Annotated in this window: 8 protein-coding genes and 1 other RNA gene; 5 read left to right on the top strand and 4 right to left on the bottom strand. The window is 50.9% G+C overall.

The window, feature by feature from the left end; all coding sequences use genetic code 11:
- The first annotated feature begins 40 nt into the window (after nt 1-40).
- The 4 genes from KQJ19_RS08710 to ssrA all read left to right on the top strand — a co-directional run bounded on the left by KQJ19_RS08710 (nt 41) and on the right by ssrA (nt 5,240).
- On the top strand, nt 41-1,450 hold the full coding sequence (locus tag KQJ19_RS08710) for a TolC family outer membrane protein (RefSeq protein WP_046275995.1): 1,410 nt from the start codon (nt 41-43) through the stop codon (nt 1,448-1,450).
- Complete coding sequence (locus KQJ19_RS08705) at nt 1,447-3,633, top strand: type I secretion system permease/ATPase (protein WP_216403553.1); 2,187 nt, start codon at nt 1,447-1,449, stop codon at nt 3,631-3,633. The genes KQJ19_RS08710 and KQJ19_RS08705 overlap by 4 nt, the downstream gene beginning before the upstream one ends.
- Nucleotides 3,634-3,640: 7 nt before the next feature.
- A complete protein-coding gene (locus KQJ19_RS08700) occupies nt 3,641-4,804 on the top strand; it encodes an HlyD family efflux transporter periplasmic adaptor subunit (RefSeq protein ID WP_085951071.1) in 1,164 nt (387 codons plus the stop codon).
- A 72-nt stretch (nt 4,805-4,876) separates the two neighbouring features.
- Nucleotides 4,877-5,240, top strand: a transfer-messenger RNA (tmRNA) gene (ssrA, locus tag KQJ19_RS08695).
- A gap of 563 nt (nt 5,241-5,803) precedes the next feature.
- Here the strand turns inward: ssrA and KQJ19_RS08690 are convergent.
- Both KQJ19_RS08690 and KQJ19_RS08685 read right to left on the bottom strand, forming a co-directional pair.
- Complete coding sequence (locus tag KQJ19_RS08690; protein WP_016157243.1) at nt 5,804-6,550, bottom strand: SDR family NAD(P)-dependent oxidoreductase; 747 nt, start codon at nt 6,548-6,550, stop codon at nt 5,804-5,806.
- 70 nt (nt 6,551-6,620) lie between these two features.
- On the bottom strand, nt 6,621-7,310 hold the full coding sequence (locus tag KQJ19_RS08685) for a YafY family protein (RefSeq protein ID WP_200079740.1): 690 nt from the start codon (nt 7,308-7,310) through the stop codon (nt 6,621-6,623).
- Nucleotides 7,311-7,766: 456 nt separating this feature from the next.
- Between KQJ19_RS08685 and KQJ19_RS08680 the strand changes: the two genes are divergently transcribed.
- Entirely contained in the window at nt 7,767-8,123 is a 357-nt protein-coding gene (locus KQJ19_RS08680; protein WP_016157245.1) for a hypothetical protein, read from the top strand.
- Nucleotides 8,124-8,181: 58 nt separating this feature from the next.
- On the opposite strand, the gene KQJ19_RS08675 is transcribed toward KQJ19_RS08680, so the two are convergent.
- Together KQJ19_RS08675 and KQJ19_RS08670 are read right to left on the bottom strand one after the other, a co-directional pair.
- Nucleotides 8,182-9,615, bottom strand: a complete 1,434-nt coding sequence (locus KQJ19_RS08675; RefSeq protein WP_216403552.1) for an EAL domain-containing protein — start codon at nt 9,613-9,615, stop codon at nt 8,182-8,184.
- Nucleotides 9,616-9,732: 117 nt separating this feature from the next.
- Nucleotides 9,733-16,671, bottom strand: coding sequence for an autotransporter outer membrane beta-barrel domain-containing protein (locus tag KQJ19_RS08670; protein WP_216403551.1), 6,939 nt, complete (start codon nt 16,669-16,671; stop codon nt 9,733-9,735).
- Nucleotides 16,672-17,024: the final 353 nt, after the last annotated feature.

Raw genomic sequence — 17,024 nt, 5'->3', positions numbered from 1 at the left:
AATAACAGTCGTCGCTGCCGTATTTTGTAAGGGATAAACTATGAGAAATGTCGCGCCTGTTGCCTTACTGCTGGCATTAACGCTCTGTACCCTGCGGGTGAATGCCGAAGATGAACCGCAAATTATTACGCCGGAAGGCCTGGCCACCAGCCAGATGCTGCCCTCGCTGGACGGCGCGGTTGCCGATCTGCCGCTGAGCGCCGCCGCCCCCGGCAGCCTGACGCTCAACGACGCAGTGAGTCGCGCCGTGAGCTGGCATCCTTCTATTCGTGAATCCATCGGCAAACTGCTCTCACAAAATGAGCAGATCGACGTGGCGAAATCAAAATATTACCCTCAGGTTTCTGCCGGGATGAACAACGGTTACAGCAATACTTACACCGATCACGGCTTTAGCCCGGCCCTGGTTATTTCAGTGTCGCAAATGCTGTACGACTTCGGCAAAGTGGCAAGCCAGGTCCGTGCTGAAACCGCCGGATCCGCACAACAGCAGGCGAATGTGTTACTCAGTATTGATACCATCGCCCACGCAACCGCCAACGCGATAGTCCAGGTGCAGACGTGGCAGCAAATGGTGGACGCCGCCGAAGAGCAGCTCAGCGCCTTGAACGGTATTGGTCGGCTGACCCGTCAACGCAATGATGAAGGGGCAACCTCGCTATCCGACGTGGTGCAAACCGATGCGCGTATCGAGTCTGCACGTTCTCAGTTGGCGCAGTATCAGGCCAATCTCGACAGCAGCAAGGCAACGCTGATGAGCTTCCTCGGCTGGAACTCGCTTAACGGCATCAGCAACGAATTTCCGGTCAAACTGGACAGCAGTTGTGATGTGGTCAAACCGGACGATAAGCTGGTTCCCGCGGTGCTGGCGGCATGGGCGCAGGCGAATGTGGCCCAGGCAAATCTCGATTACGCCAACGCGCAGATGACGCCCACTATCTCCCTCGAGCCGTCGGTTCAGCACTATCTCAACGACAAATACCCCAGCCATGAGGTGCTCGACAAAACCCAGTACTCCACGTGGGTAAAAGTCGAGATGCCGCTGTATCAGGGGGGCGGACTCACCGCCAGACGCAACGCCGCCAGTCACGCGGTAGAGTCTGCACAGTACTCCATCCAGCGTACCCGACTTGAAGTGCGGCAGAAATTACTGGAATCCCGCAGCCAGGCGATGAGCCTCGCCACTGCCCTGCAGATCCTGCGTCGCCAGCAACGGCTGAGTGAACAAACGCGCGAGCTTTATCAACAGCAGTATCTGGACCTCGGGTCACGCCCACTGCTCGACGTGCTTAACGCCGAGCAGGAGGTATATCAGGCCCGTTTTGCTGAACTCCAGACTCAAAACCAGCTGCGCCAGCTCCAGTTGAACTGCCTCTATAACACCGGCTCGCTTCGCCAGGCGTTCGCCTTAAATAACCGCAGTATTCAATCGGTGGAGATAAAGCTATGAGCGACGTCGATACACATGCGGAAGATGCGATTGGCGAACACGCCCTGAGCCAGTGGGCGCTGGCGATGACGCATATTGCCAGCCACTATCGCGTTGCCTGTTCGCCCGGCGCAATGCAGGCCAACGCCCCGTGGTTTGCGGGAAAAAGCCGAGCTATGGCCCTGGCGCAGCTGGCGCGTCAGGCAGGGCTGTCATTTCATGCGCTGGATACCGCCACGCAGGCATTCGGCCAGTGGCGTCTGCCGGTGGTGGCGGAACTGCGCGACGGCCAACTGATGGTGATAGAACATTTCAACGGTGAAGATGCGTTGGATGTTTTTATCATCGCCGAAGAGGGCCAGCGTAACCGACTCACAGTTGCAGAACTTCTGCCGGAGCTCGTGAGCATTACTGCGCTGCGCCCGCTGTCGGCGCTGAAGGACAGTCGGGTAGACCGCTATATTTCGCGCTTCAGGCCCGACTGGATGCGCGAACTGGTGTTACAGGACATCCGCCCTTACCTGCCGGTCATGGTTGCCGCCTTTCTGATTAACGTCCTGTCGCTTGCCGGGATTATCTTTTCGATGCAGGTCTATGATCGGGTGATCCCCGCCCAGTCTTATCCAACGCTGTATGTTCTCTTCACCGGCGTTCTGGTGGCGGTGCTGTTTGGCTTTTTGCTGCGCGAAGCGCGTACCCACATAATGGACCTGCTCGGCAAACGCGCCGATATGCGCATTTCCGATCGCGTGTTCAGCCACGCATTGCGGCTGCGCAACAGCGCTGTTCCCCGCTCGACGGGGAGCTTTATTTCTCAACTGCGCGAGCTGGAACAGGTTCGCGAGATGATCACCTCCTCGACCCTGTCGACGATTGTCGATCTACCGTTTTTCTTTTTGTTTATCGTGGTGCTGGCCTTTATCGCCCCGCCGCTGGCGTGGATAGCCCCCGTCGCGGCCCTGCTGATGATCCTGCCTGGTTTGCTGTTACAGAAGAAACTGGCGGTGCTCGCCAACCAGGCAGCGCATGAATCCACCCTGCGCAACGCGGTGCTGGTCGAGAGCGTTCAGGGGCTGGAAGATATCAAGCTGATGCAGGCGGAAAACCGCTTTTTACAACAGTGGAACAGCTACATCCGTATTACCGGAGAGTCCGGGCTGCGCACGCGCAAGCTGACTCAGGGGCTGATTGGCTGGGGCATGTCGGTACAAAGCCTGGTCTACGCCGCCATCATTATGTTCGGCGCGCCGATGGTCATTGAAGGCACAATGACCACCGGGGCGGTGGTGGCCGCGTCGATGCTCGGTTCCAGAATGATTGCCCCGATGGCGAACCTGTGTGGCGTGCTGGCCCGCTGGCAACAGGTCAAGGCGGCGAAGATGGGATTAGACAGCATCATGCAGCTTCCCACCGAAACGCAGTACGATGAAGACCGGGTGCATCAGGAGATTTTTCACGGCCATTATCTGTTTGAAAACGCGCACTTTCGCTACCACAGCGACGATCAACGCGTTCCGCTGCGCATCTCGCGTCTGGAGGTCATGCCCGGCGAACGGGTGGCGATCCTCGGGCGTAACGGCGCCGGGAAATCAACCCTGCTACAGGCCATGGCGGGTGGCGTAGAGATTATCCAGGGCGATGTCCGACTCGATAACCTTAGCCTGGCGCAGATCGATATGGCCGATTTACGCCGCAATATCGGTTTTCTCAGTCAGAATGCGCGGCTGTTTTTCGGTACCCTGCGCGAAAATCTGACCCTCGGCGCACCGCATGCCAGCGACGCGCAGATCTTCGAAGCGCTGGAGGTGAGCGGCGCGGCGGCTTTCGTTAAACAACTCGCCAAAGGGCTGGCGCACCCCATTATGGAGGGCGGCAACGGTCTGTCCGGTGGACAACGGCAGTCGATCCTGCTGGCAAGAATGCTGCTGCGATCGCCCAATATCGTGCTGCTCGACGAACCCAGCGCCTCGCTGGATGAACATACCGAACGAGAGTTTATTCAGCGCCTGAACCAATGGCTGGGCAACCGAACATTGATTGTCGCCACCCATCGTGTACCGGTTCTGGAGCTGGTCGAGCGCGTAGTGGTGTTAAAAGAAGGTCAACTGGTCATGGATGCCCCGAAAGCGCAGGCGCTGAATGCGAGCCGGGCACCAGCCCCTACTCACGGTCGGGAGTGGAAAAATGAAAACCAATCCGCATGACGCTGCCATGGACGACCTCGATATCCGCCGCGAGCACCGTTTCTCCGGGGCCAGCCGTATTATTCTGCTCAGCACGCTGCTGTTTGCCGTCCTGGGTATCTGGGCGTATTTCGGCAAGCTGGATGAAGTCTCGACCGGCAGCGGGAAGGTAATCCCCAGCTCGCGCGAGCAGGTCTTGCAGTCGCTGGATGGCGGCATTCTCGCCGAGCTCACGGTACGCGAGGGAGATAAAGTACAGGCTAATCAGATTGTCGCGCGCCTCGACCCCACTCGCTCTGAGTCCAACGTTGGAGAGAGCGCCGCCCGCTATCGCGCCTCACTGGCTTCCAGCGCAAGGCTCAATGCCGAAGTTAACGATCTGCCGCTCGTTTTTCCCGCTTCACTACGCGCCTGGCCGGATCTCATCGCCTCCGAAACGCGCTTGTATAAAAGCCGCCGCGCGCAGCTCGCTGATTCTATGGCAGAACTACAGGATGCGCTGGTCTCGGTAAATAAAGAGCTGGCCATAACCCAACGGCTGGAAAAAAGTGGTGCCGCCAGCCACGTTGAAGTGCTGCGTCTGCAACGACAAAAAAGCGATTTAGGATTAAAAATCACCGATCTGCGCTCACAATACTTCGTGCAGGCTCGGGAAGCGCTGTCAAAAGCCAATGCCGAAGTGGATATGCTGGCGGCTATTTTGAAAGGACGCGAGGATTCCGTCACCCGCCTGACCGTGCGCGCGCCGATGCGCGGTATTGTGAAAAACATCCAGGTCACTACCATTGGCGGCGTTATCCCGCCCAATGGCGAGATGATGGAGATTGTACCGCTGGACGATCATCTGCTGATTGAAACTCGCCTGTCTCCGCGCGATATCGCTTTCATCCACCCCGGCCAGCGGGCGCTGGTGAAGATAACCGCTTATGACTACGCGATTTACGGCGGTCTGGAAGGCGTAGTCGAAACTATTTCCCCGGATACTATTCAAGACAAAGTGAAACCGGAGATATTCTACTACCGCGTGTTTATCCGCACCCATCAGGACTTCTTACAGAACAAACTGGGACGCCATTTCTCCATCGTACCGGGAATGATTGCCACAGTGGATATAAAAACAGGTGAAAAAACCATCGTCGACTATTTAATCAAACCGTTTAATCGCGCAAAAGAAGCGCTGCGCGAGCGGTAAATCCTTGAGGATTAGGGGTTGCGGGGGCTGGTCACGCGTGTCACAAGTCTGTTATACTTGCTCTAACACATTGGGGCTGATTCTGGATTCGACGGGATTCGCGAAACCCAAGGTGCATGCCGAGGGGCGGTTGGCCTCGTAAAAAGCCGCAAAAAAATAGTCGCAAACGACGAAAACTACGCTTTAGCAGCTTAATAACCTGCTCTGAGCCCTCTCTCCCTAGCTTCCGCTCTTAAGACGGGGATCAAAGAGAGGTCAAACCCAAAAGAGATCGCGTGGAGGCCCTGCCTGGGGTTGAAGCGTTAAATCTAATCAGGCTAGTCTGGTAGTGGCGTGTCTGTCCGCAGGTGCCAGGCGAATGTAAAGACTGACTAAGCATGTAGTACCGAGGATGTAGGAATTTCGGACGCGGGTTCAACTCCCGCCAGCTCCACCAAAATTCTCCATCGGTGATTACCAGAGTCATCCGATGAAGTCCTAAGAGCCCGCACGGCGTAAGCCCTGCGGGCTTTTTTGTGCCTTCAATTTGTCCCACGAAATCTGATGCCAACTAATTAAATCCGAACCTTTTAGGCACCTTGTTAGGCACCTCATAAAGCTTTATTGTTTTTGAGGTGCCTAAAACTATGGAAACCCGACAATGGCAAGACAAACTAAACCTCTCTCCGTTAAGGAAATCGAATCTGCCAAACATAATCAATGTAGCCGTCTCACGCGCCAAGAAAAACCTGTATGTGGTCGGCTCGGCTGCAGCATGGGAGGGAACCAGCCTGCAGCTCCTGCAGCGACAACTGGCAGAATCAGCGTGACAATCTCCGAGGTGACCCTCACGTAACGGACCGGCCACTACGTGCCAGCAGCGGAAGTTATTAATAGCATGATGAATGGACCAATGGAGAGCCGATCATCTATACTTTTGTTAATCCAGACTGGAAATATTGTTATCACTAGCCCTACAACACAAGAGTTAACTCTATATTCTGACGCTATAGAGGAATTTTACTCTGCTAAATAACCACCATCGATTGGATATACTCCTCCGGTACAGAACCCTGAATTGTCTGACAGCAAAAACAGAATGAAGTCTGCTATTTCTTGCATTTTTGCCATCCTTTTCATAGGGTGGCTATTTGCGAAACTACGTACGATATTTTCTGGAAATTCACTCATTCGTGGGGTTTGGACATAGCCCGGAGCGACTGCATTGATTCGAATGCCTTGACATGCAAACTCTAGCGCTGCGGTTTTGGTTAAACCGATTATACCATGCTTAGCCACGGTGTAAGGTGCTAATCCAGGAATGCCAACCAGACCATTTACTGCAGATAAATTAACTATAGAGCCACCAAATTTCATCATCTCAGGTATTTCATATTTTAGGCAGTAAAAAACGCCGCTCAATGAGGTGGCAATGACCTTATCCCAGTTTTCAACCGTCTGCTCGGTTATGTTTTTACCATGTTCACCTGTTAAGCCTGCGTTATTTACAGCACAATCAAGTCTGCCGAAATTTTTGATAACTTCATCTATCATTTGCCGTACTTGTTCGGGCTGAGACACATCACATCCGATCCCCAGCGCTTGTTGTCCCTGTGAAGATAATCGTTTCGCTTTTTGTTTAGCCTGCTCTGACGAGCGGGAGACAATAACGACCTTAGCTCCATGTTTGTGTAATTGCTCTGCGACTGCCTCACCTATACCTGCAGTACTTCCTGTTATGACAGCAACTTTATTCTGGAAATTCATAATTCACCCTATGAAGTCGAATTGAGTCTTTCATCTGGGTTAGTATACAAATTAGCTGTGACAGTTTTTGTCAGTACTCTTTCTCCTCGCTGATTCCTTCTTTTATTCTCCATTTTTTCAATAAAACTGTCCTGCTTTCTCTATATATGGAACCCAGTTGTACTATCTCTTCAATCTTGTCAGTTCTAAAATGACGAAAATCATTTCTCATCTCACACCATGCAACCAAAAGCCAGCATGACTCCATATATACCAATCCGATGGGCCATATGGCTCGAGAAGAGTAAGTATCTTTCTTGTCACAATACTTTATTTTGATTCTCTTGCGATTTTTAATAGCATTGCGGATGTCTTCAAAAAACACCTCATTATTTTCTGAAGGACCGATCAGATAAGATTGACTCTCAATAAGATTTTTTAATTCACCGGGAATGACAGCGTGGATTTTGGCAAGTGCATTCCTTGCGGTATTTTTAAAATCATAATCCGTATTATGAGATACCCAATTTAACCCAAGCGTAATAGCATTGATTTCTTCATGAGAAAGGTTTAAGGGTGGCAAATGAAAGTCAGACTTAATGATATAACCAATTCCAGCACCACCTTCAATGCACACGCCTTGATGCTGTAGCGTTTTTATATCTCTGTAAAGGGAGCGCACACTTATTCCTAATTTTTCAGAGAGAGTGGATGCAGTGATCGGATATCTTTGCGCCCTTAATATCTGTAGTAGTTCGAGAAGCCTTTCTGTTCTGGTCATGTTGATAAATCCATCTTGATTCTGAGACAAAATCTTAAAGCATCTGTTCGATAAGTATCTTAGTACAAAGTAAGCGTACACGCTTAAGTTGAACTTCCCCCTGGATTAAGGATAGCGTTGCATCAACCCGTTGAACTCACACCTCATAGAAGACCTTTAGCCCAGTTAGCCTGTCCGCTGTATGCCAGAGACGCTCTAAAAGTTGATGGTTCGTTTTGCGGGGAGACTTACACATACTTAATATGTCCATGCTTAATAACGACAACCACTTATTATTTAACCTAACACTGAATGCGGCTTTTTGACCCACCACAAAATTACCGTATTGATCGCTCACAGCTGCACAAAATGGATAAATACCGTCATCAGCACTTACAGTTTTTTCCTAAAGCCAGCGCTTCGTTCGTGTGCCATGCTTAATCACGCTAATAACCTATAACGCTAAGCGAGGATATTATGAAAAAGACAATTATCGCATTATCTGCAATTCTGCTGGCTTCTCCCGTTATTGCCGCGACGACACACGCAACTGATAATGATGTAGCCGCCGCACACGAAAATGCCAATACCGCAAAAGAAAAACTGCATCAGGCGCAGAATCAGGGCGAAGAGCAACAGTTAAAAGCAAAACATGCTGCTGAAGGTAAACAAGATGACCTGAGCAGTAAAGTGAGTGAAGGCTCACAAAAAGCCTGGAATACAACCAAAGAAGGTACTGAAAAAGGTTGGAATGCAACAAAAGAAGGTACCGAGAAAGGCTGGAATAAGACCAAAGAAGGTGCTGCCTCCGTTGAGAAAAAAGTCAGCGAGTAATCTTCCAGCCATTCAATAATAAAAAGCCGCTTTCGCGGTTTTTTATTATTAGCAATCCTTATAATAAACGTAGAAACGCATTAAAGGGTATTGGTTTACTGAACAGATACCCCTGCCCAAAGCTAACGTTAATCCGTCGCAGCCTCTCCATCTGTTCTTCACTTTCTATTCCTTCCGCCACCAGTGGGATCCTGGCCAGTTCAGACAGGTGAACAATATTGCTGATGATAGTATCACTCACGCCGCCTTTACCCAGTGAGTCGATAAACATCTTATCAACTTTCAAGAACCGCGGCGAAATACGTTGCAGCGCAGCATAGTTAGAATATCCGGTCCCAAAGTCATCCAGGGCTAGCGCAGCGCCTGCCTCTTTCAAGCGCCTCAGAACACTTTCACGGATCAGATTCTGCTGCCGTTCGGTGATTTCCAGCATTACGCCAATATGAAACAAGTTCATCCGCTGAATAAAAGCGATAGTGGCATCGGTAAATTCATTATCCTCCAGTGAAAGTGGAGGTACGTTAATACCGATATGAAATGGTATATCACACTGAGCCCTAAGGCACCGCATATCAACCTCTACCTGCGTCAACAATTTCAGCGTCAGCGCATTGATCAAGCCGCTATGTTCAGCCGTGTGGATAAATTCGTTAGGGGGAATAATTCCCTGCTCAGGGTGATTCCAGCGAACAAGCACTTCAGCCCCGACGATTTTTCCGCAAGCGAGTTCAACGACGGGCTGATAAAACGGAATAAATTCATCATTATTAATCGCACGCTGCAGTATTTTTATCGGTGATATCCGCTGTGCCCGGCGTAAGTGGAAATATAACAGCAAAGACAGAACCACAAATAAAATAAGAAGATAATGATTATCCCGCACATAATCCGCAATGCCATCCTGTGAATCCGTCACAATCCAGAAAGGATAGTTTTGCGAGGCCATCTGCACGAAAGGATGTTTTTCTGGATACAAAAAAAAATGCACATCAATTTTTTCTTTACGCGCAAAATCCATAAGAATTTTATCGATCGCCGCTTTATATACTGCAACAGCCACCACCTGCCCCTGAAACGGAAAATAGATTATATACATCTCCGTGTTCAGCCGATAAATCTGTTCAATCATCAGTGAGTGTGTAGTCGTTCCATTGGAAATAATCCCCGGCAATTCTCGGCCTTCAAGAGAAGAGCAGTTCCACTCACCGTTCCTGATGATACTGACTGAACGAATCTTCTCGCCAGACGCCGTAAGAAGACGCAATTTTCGTAGCAGATCGTCAGTGCAATTCTCTTGTATATGTGCGCTGGCTAACACAGCCAGTGTATTTACGTCGTCAAATATCGTATCGATTTCTTCGACCAGACTATTTATCGCGTGTTCTCTGACAAGTTGTCCCTCTCTATCCCATTGCTGCCATGACGTCAGCACACCGGCCAGAAGAAAAAGCAACACCAGCATGATGGGTGTGATTTTCTTGGTTACAGACATGATTAACTCGTGTTGTTGAACAGAGCGCCCCGAAGGACGCTTTTTTGAGATTATTTCAGGAGGAAATGGCCAGACTGACATGCGCCAGTCTGGCTGAACTTGCCCGGTAGAATCAGCTTAGAAGTTCCATTTCACGCCTACCATCGCAGCGCTGTCGTTATACCCTTTGTCGCCAGCCTGAACCCCGATATTGCCCCACAGATTAAGACGAGGACTCACCTGTCCCTCCACACCCACTTTTACCTCGGCAATATTTTTCGCTCCATCCTGGCGCACATTCACGCCATCCATGGTCGTACTGAAATCGCGTGAATTGTGCAGCCAGTTCAGCTCGGCAAACGGCTGGAATTCACGCTCTTTAGCGTTATCCATCTGGTGATGGCTCTTAATCCAGGTTTTCAGGCCCAGTCTGGTCTGCACATTACCATTACCGTTGCTGGTGATACGGGTACCGTTACTTTCACGATGGTCGTTCGCCTTCACCCCCATCCAGACTGCCTGCGCCTGAGGTTGTATGTACCATTCGTTCAGCGTTCCGTGACTGCCGGCAAACTCGCCCATTTTTTGGGCATATCCCATTTCCAGCGAAGCGGTAACCCCTTTCGATTTGTACGATTCGCCTTGCAGGTCATCGCCTTTAACATTGTTATCAAACCAGCTGTACTGAGCCCAGCTGTCCAGCCAGGCGCCGTTATGCGACGCATCATTGGCATACCACGTGGCATAAACACCGGTGCTGTAGCCATTCACTGAGCCTTTTGAACGATAGCCCGTGCGTGAAGACTGGGTATTGCTGTGATCGTTACCGTAGCCCGCCATCACGCCAAGGTGCCAGCGATCAAGCCCACTCTGGCTCCATTGCGCAATGTCGCCCCCCAGTTGCAATACGTAACGGTTGCTCTGGGTTTTCAACTGGCCGCTACCGTCACGCCAGTTGTTGTGCCCACCGACGTGGCGCATCCACATGCTGGTGACTTTCTGCTCGCCGGTGAGGGCATCGATATACTGCGTTTCGCCCAGACGATCGTGCAAACGGGTGACGAACATGTTGTTGGCTGCCGCCAGGTTAGCCGTGTAGCTGCCGCCTTCCGGACGCAGATCTTTATCGGGATCTGGATCCGGGTTTGGCTGCGGATCGGGGTTGGTTTTACCGCTGGTCAGATACCAGTTGCCGCTGTTTTCATCCTGACCACGTCCAAGGCTGTAGTCATATGCCCCCGCCACAATACGGCCAGCCTGAATAAACTCACCGTCCGATACGCCATCAACATGGATAACTTCGATACCATCAATCGTTGCGGCACCTTTCCCACCGGCGTTAGTGACGCTGACAGAAGTAGTGCCACTGGTATCGCCTTTCACCACCAGCTTATCCGTAACGGAATTGTCATCCCCCAGCGCAGTGTTTAAGGAAAGATGACCATCATTACCCGTGTAATTGCCATTGACCACCAGTTGATTACCGGCCTGCTGACCATTCACACCGGTTGCGAGGATACCGCTGTTAACCAGGTCTCCCTCTACAGTGAACAGGAGGTTGTCACCGGTCCCGGTACCCACCTGCAGCACACCGGCGTTATTTACATTACCTGCGACACCCCCTACACCCGAGAGCATCCCCGCCGTAGCAATGTTGACCTCGGTACTGGCAAGCGTGACGGGAGATGTGCCGTCACCCAGAACCAGGCCGCCCTGCTCAATATCCGTTTTCCCCGTCCAGGCGGCGTTATCACCGACGGTAATGGATCCGGCTCCCAGCTTGGTCACGTCGCCGCTACCATAAACGTCGTTATTAAGCTGCCAGTCGGTATGACTGTCCAGCACCAGTGAACCGCTATTGTGCACCTCTGCGCTGCCCAGATTTTCTGCGGTGAACGCGGTGAGCCGGGAATCCGCATCAATAGCAAATTGTCCCGTAAAGGCACTATTGTTGCCCACCAGCGCGACATCGCTTTCGGTAAGTTCAATCCGTCCGGCATCGCTGATGCTGTTGTAAAGTACACCTGCCGCCTTATTCATCGTCAGCGTTCCCGCCGCCACAATATCGCCCGTGCCGAGACCCAGCGTCGTGTTCATCAGCACGCGTGCGCCTTCTGCAATGGTCGTTTTTGCCGTCAGCGTGCTGTTTTCACCGGTGATGGTCAGCGTATCGCTATTGATGTTTAGCGTGCCGCTTCCGGTCAATATTCCATCGGCTGTTCCGCCCTGCTCCAGGGTCAGGCTACCGCCATTGATGTTCAGCAGTGAGTCAGCCCCCGCCGTCAGCTTACCGACAGTCTGGCTATGACCATTCATGTCAAAACCGGTATCGGCGGCCAGACGTAGTTCACCGGTCTGTCCCAGAACATTATCGTTTTTCATCAGCAGGTTGCCGCTGCGCACATCGGTGATACCGGTGTAATCGTTATCCATATTCGACAGCGATACCGTCTGGCCTTTGGCGCTGTCAAACGCCAGATCGCCACTGCCAGTCACGCGAGCGCTCAGATCTGCGGCATTACCGGTTTTTCCGTTCGCATCCAGGACCAGTGCATTGTCTCCGGATGCGAGCAGTTCGACTTGTGTCAGACCATAGCTAATGTACAGTCCATCATCGTTATCCCCTCCGGTGAGGCGATAATCATAGGTTCCATTCGCAACAATCTCGCCATTTTGGCTGATATCGGCTTCAACCCCATCGCTGATGATATTGCCATTGCTATCGGTCAGCGTCAGATTGCCCGCACCGCCGGTGACGGAAGAATCAGATGTTGCCAGTTGAATCAGGGACTGCGCATCGTCCTGCTCAAGAAGAGATAGCGTGGTATCAGCCAGCGGACGATCGTTCGTAATCGTGCCGGTATCAACCTGCACGGTTCCACGTCCGGAGAGATCCATCGCGCCAGCATGAATTGTTCCTTCGGAACTGCTCTGCCCCGGCGTCACCCCGTCAAAGCTGACGGTGCCGCCGTTAAACGCCAGGCCTCCGATATTTTGCTCACCGGACCCCACGTGGGTGACGTTCCCCTCGCCTACATTTAATGTTGCCTGGCTCAGCGCCTGAGTATTTAATCCAGCCAGCTCAAAGGTGCTGTTCGTTAGCGCCAGCGTACCGTTGAATCCATCTGCCGCATTGTTGCTGGTAAAATCAAACGCATTACCGCTGACATCAACGGCGACAGTTCCGGTTCCCGCCAGATGGCTATTAAAAGCCAGCGCAGCGTCAGAATTCAGCGACAAGGTGCTGGTCGTATCAATGTTGTAACCCGTACCGGTCGCATCGTTTTGGTTATCACCCAACGCAAAATCAACATTATTAACGGTAAATACTGAACCAGCAGTCAGATCGATATGCTCCATGCCGGTAATAGCATCAGCGTGATTGAGGATGTACTGTGCGTTATTCAACTGAAGTGTATCCTCCCCATCACCACCATTGAGGCTGGTAAACAGTGAGGTTTCTGTCTCTTTGACATCTTTCAGTAGGTACAGATCGTTACCGCTGCCCGTCTTGATGTCGGTTGCGGTACTGCCAGACTCCAGCGTAACGGTGTTATCACCGCTCATCAGGTTAACCTGACCAACAATGCTGGCTCCCGCCGCGTTAGTAAACGCGATACCTGCCCCCGAGAGCATTTCTACCGCTTTTTGCGACGCATCCAGCGCTTTAATAACGCCTTTATTGATAAACGTTTCCAGAGAACCGTTATCAACATTCACCACCGCGTGGCTGGTCGATTTCGATGCCAACTCACCAGCCTGTTCAACATTTTTGGTCGTGCCACCGACAATCAACGCTTCACCACCGTTAGCGTCGAGTACGTTAACGCTGACGCCCGTTTTCAGGTCGGTTGACGCATTGGTGACGATCCCTTTACCCGCAGCCTGCTCAACATTGATAACCAGATCGCGCGAATCAGACATATCCAGCGTTTGATTCGTTTCGCTGCCGTCGATATTTTCAAACAGGATCCCCGTACCGCTCCCCGTAACATTAATCGTTCCGGAGTTGGTCTGCGCCAGGGATGCTCCGGTATGAATACCGATTCCATTCCCCACACTGATAGTTGTATCTTTTAGCTGGATACCCGCAATGTTGGCGACGTTTTCAATCGCGCTTCCTTTACCCGTACTGTCCATCGTGATGATGGCTCCATCGACCAGCAGACCTTTCGCACCGGCGGCCAACAAGATACCGTGCGCGTCTCCCGATGCTTTGGTTTCTCCCGTACCCGTCAAACTTAATGACGCATCATTGCCCACGAGATAGGCTGCGGTGCCATCCGTCGCGGTAACCGTCGCATTGTTGTTCACAACGGAATCAGCGCCTTCGATGCTGACCGCCACGCCATTAACCTTGATGTCGCCGTCGTTATTCAACGTACCACCGGAAACCAGCACGCCTGTGCTGCCCGCCTGGTCAAAGTCGATGCTGCCTTTATGGTTGAGCGTACCGCCGTTGCGGGCGATGTAGCCGAAAGCACCATCCGCCGTATTACTGGTATTCAGCGTGGCGTAACTGGTCAGGGTTGAGTCACCTTTCTGATTTTCATCGACATTCCCGGACAAGTCATAATAATTACCGTCCACAATCCCGGCGGTGGTGTCTTTACCGGAAAGTTTCACGATCACCGCGTCTTTGGTGATAACCCCATCCGCTCCGCCTTCAACCCGAATCCCGGTCGCGCCGTCACCCGTGATACTCAGCGATTGCGAGCCGGAATCAAAATGGCTCCCCGTCCCGGTCACCTGCAGAATAGTGCTGTCGGTGCCTGATGCCGTCATTGTCGTACCAGACGACCCGCTGCCATCAAAAGTCGCACCACCTTCTATGCGATATAATGTTGACCCTTCAGTCGAGACATCTTGCGTATTGGTAGAGGAGGCGTTTACTTTTGAACCTTCACCATAAATAAAATAGCCAATCTGGTTTTTGCCACTGGTAAATGAGACTTTGCCCGTATCGGTAATATCGATAACGCCGCCGTCACGAACGTGCAGACCAATGGCGTTATCAGCAGCAAGATTCACACTCCCACTCATCGTGAGTTGAGACCCGGTCCCCTCGACCCAGGCACCAATATTTTTTAATGTATTATCCGTGGTACTACCATTGGTGATATTTATCGTACCCGAGTGAAGCGCCTGACTCCCTCCCTGCAGTTCAATACCGCTGGCGCTGTACCCATTGAGGTTAATCGTGCCGCTGTTTACCAGCCCTTTTGCACCGTTAATCCCCATCAGGCCAATATTTTGCGCTGAGCCGATGCCATTGATGTCAATGACGCCGTCCTGGGTAACGTTGATTGCACCAGGAGACGCACTGCCGTTTGCCTGAATGGCAACAGCATTCTCGACTTTTTCTCCGATCGTGATGTTCCCGGTGTTATTGATGGTTCCACTCTTCACAAACATACCAATGGCCGGAAGAGTGACCTGAACGTCACTGCTCACCTCATCTTTTACCGCTTGTGCAGTGCGTCCGATGTAGAGCGTCCCGTTATTAGTAGCCACGGCATTACGTTGAACAAACACGCCGTAGGTATAGACACCATCGGAAGATTTCGCAGGCTCACCTCCGGTGGCAATATTCATTACTCCGTTATTAATAAAGGTCGCCGTGTCATTCATCAGCACGCCATAGGCGTTATAGATATCCTGATGCGAGGCAAGGTTGATGACGCCGTCGTTCTGTACCTTTGTCGTCCCGGTCGCGAGAATCCCGGTATGGGCGCCAACCCACGCATTTTTCACATCAAGACTGGTACCCGCATCAATAACTCCATTGTTATTTACGATGCTATCACGCGCTGAAACGACATAATCACCACCGGCTGCACCGGCGGCAACCCCCAGTGTGCCGTTGTTATTGAGGGTGGCTCCGTCGGTCAGCGTCACCACGGAGGTATCGCTAAAAACCGCCTGAATATTGGCATCAGCAGAAATATTGACGACAGAGCGCGCACCGGAAGCTTTAATAAAACTGTTCACATCACGATTCGCAGCCTGCAACACCGCATCGCCATCCGGGATATTGGTGTCGAAGTGAATGTTTTTCTGTTCCGTGGTATAGGCTTTATGAAGCTCAGCTTCGTAGTCCGTGGGCGAAAGTTGCCCAGCCTCTACGGCTTTCACCAGAGCATCATTGTAGTTTTTTAAATCATCAAGATTATTAACCGTATACTCGCCAAGCGCGCTGGAGAAGGTGCCGTTATAGGTTGCGGTATCAAAGTTATAATCTTTACCGGTATTTTTCGCGACATTACCAACGTTACCGCTTTGAACGATGGTTTTGGCGTTGTAATTCAGTACCGCGTCTTTAGTGTCACTGGCGCTGCTCTCAACGTTATAAACTCCAGAGACCTTGGTGACAGCATTGAAGATATTTGCCGAGTTTGATGCCCAGTCGCTTCCCGTTGAACCAACATTCACATCAAGCGTGCCGCCTGATGTCACTGTCGCCAACTTCATATTCACATACTGCCCATCACCGACGCTGACCCCCAGATAAGTCGTCAGATCGCCAACGCTGGTAGAAGCAAAATTATCGCTGTCATACACCTGGACTGTACGCGAAGCCCCGGTGATGGGGTCAACGTATTGAATGCTGTGGGTACGACCACCTAAAGTCGTCTGCGTCAGATTTATATTTTCACTTCCTGACGAAATATAACCATTATCCATTGCCTGCTGAATAGTCATCGTTTTAAAGCCCGATGCACCAGAGGCGATGCTGCCATATCCTTTAGTACCGGTGATAATATTCATGGTTTCACCGTCACCGACAACAAGTTGTCCTGCGCCATTAGCGTTAGTCGACGGTAAGTAATCAGGCAAGATGTAGTCAGCGGCAAAAGCATATATTGAATGCGTAGCCAGTACGGCACCTATTATACTTAGCGCAATTCTTGAAATATTAAATTTATGCGTTCCAGATTCAATGCGAGCAGAACTATTGGTTTCCACAGAAGCACCACAACGTTTTGCCAGTTCAGAAACAACAACCGCGCAAGAGTGCGAAACACTCCATACCACTTTAAAAATCTTGTTCATCATTACCATTCCGAATAATTCCACGAATACCCTTCCTGGGAAAAATTCGTGGTCACATAGCATTATGGGATGCTCATAATTACCCCGCGGTCAGATACCTCTTCTCTGGAGTTTTTTTCCGCTGAAACATTGAGCGATCTGTACATGACGAATGGTATTACCGCATCAACAACCAATCTATTTATACTGATAAATTTGCAATTTATAGATGTTTTATCTAAAAAGATAATTAATTATAGATTTAAATATCGAAATCATTACAGGAACACATAAGCAACTGTTAATGAATTGCATAAACAATGTAATATGATGACCTAATTTTCTACACAATAAACAAACATTTCAAATTAAATAAAACGCATATTAATTTATTTCAT

The organism is Citrobacter sp. S46_ASV_140 (assembly GCF_018919545.1).
In the GTDB taxonomy this organism is placed as follows: domain Bacteria; phylum Pseudomonadota; class Gammaproteobacteria; order Enterobacterales; family Enterobacteriaceae; genus Citrobacter; species Citrobacter braakii.
The sequence above is the reverse complement of the archived record's forward strand: the minus strand, read 5'-3'. Positions and strand labels throughout refer to the sequence as shown.

Coding starts and splice junctions, on each gene's coding strand:
- KQJ19_RS08710 (WP_046275995.1), top strand. CDS start 41: ATGAGAAATGTCGCGCCTGTTGCCTTACTGCTGGCATTAACGCTCTGT.
- KQJ19_RS08705 (WP_216403553.1), top strand. CDS start 1,447: ATGAGCGACGTCGATACACATGCGGAAGATGCGATTGGCGAACACGCC.
- KQJ19_RS08700 (WP_085951071.1), top strand. CDS start 3,641: ATGGACGACCTCGATATCCGCCGCGAGCACCGTTTCTCCGGGGCCAGC.
- KQJ19_RS08690 (WP_016157243.1), bottom strand. CDS start 6,550: ATGAATTTCCAGAATAAAGTTGCTGTCATAACAGGAAGTACTGCAGGT.
- KQJ19_RS08685 (WP_200079740.1), bottom strand. CDS start 7,310: ATGACCAGAACAGAAAGGCTTCTCGAACTACTACAGATATTAAGGGCG.
- KQJ19_RS08680 (WP_016157245.1), top strand. CDS start 7,767: ATGAAAAAGACAATTATCGCATTATCTGCAATTCTGCTGGCTTCTCCC.
- KQJ19_RS08675 (WP_216403552.1), bottom strand. CDS start 9,615: ATGTCTGTAACCAAGAAAATCACACCCATCATGCTGGTGTTGCTTTTT.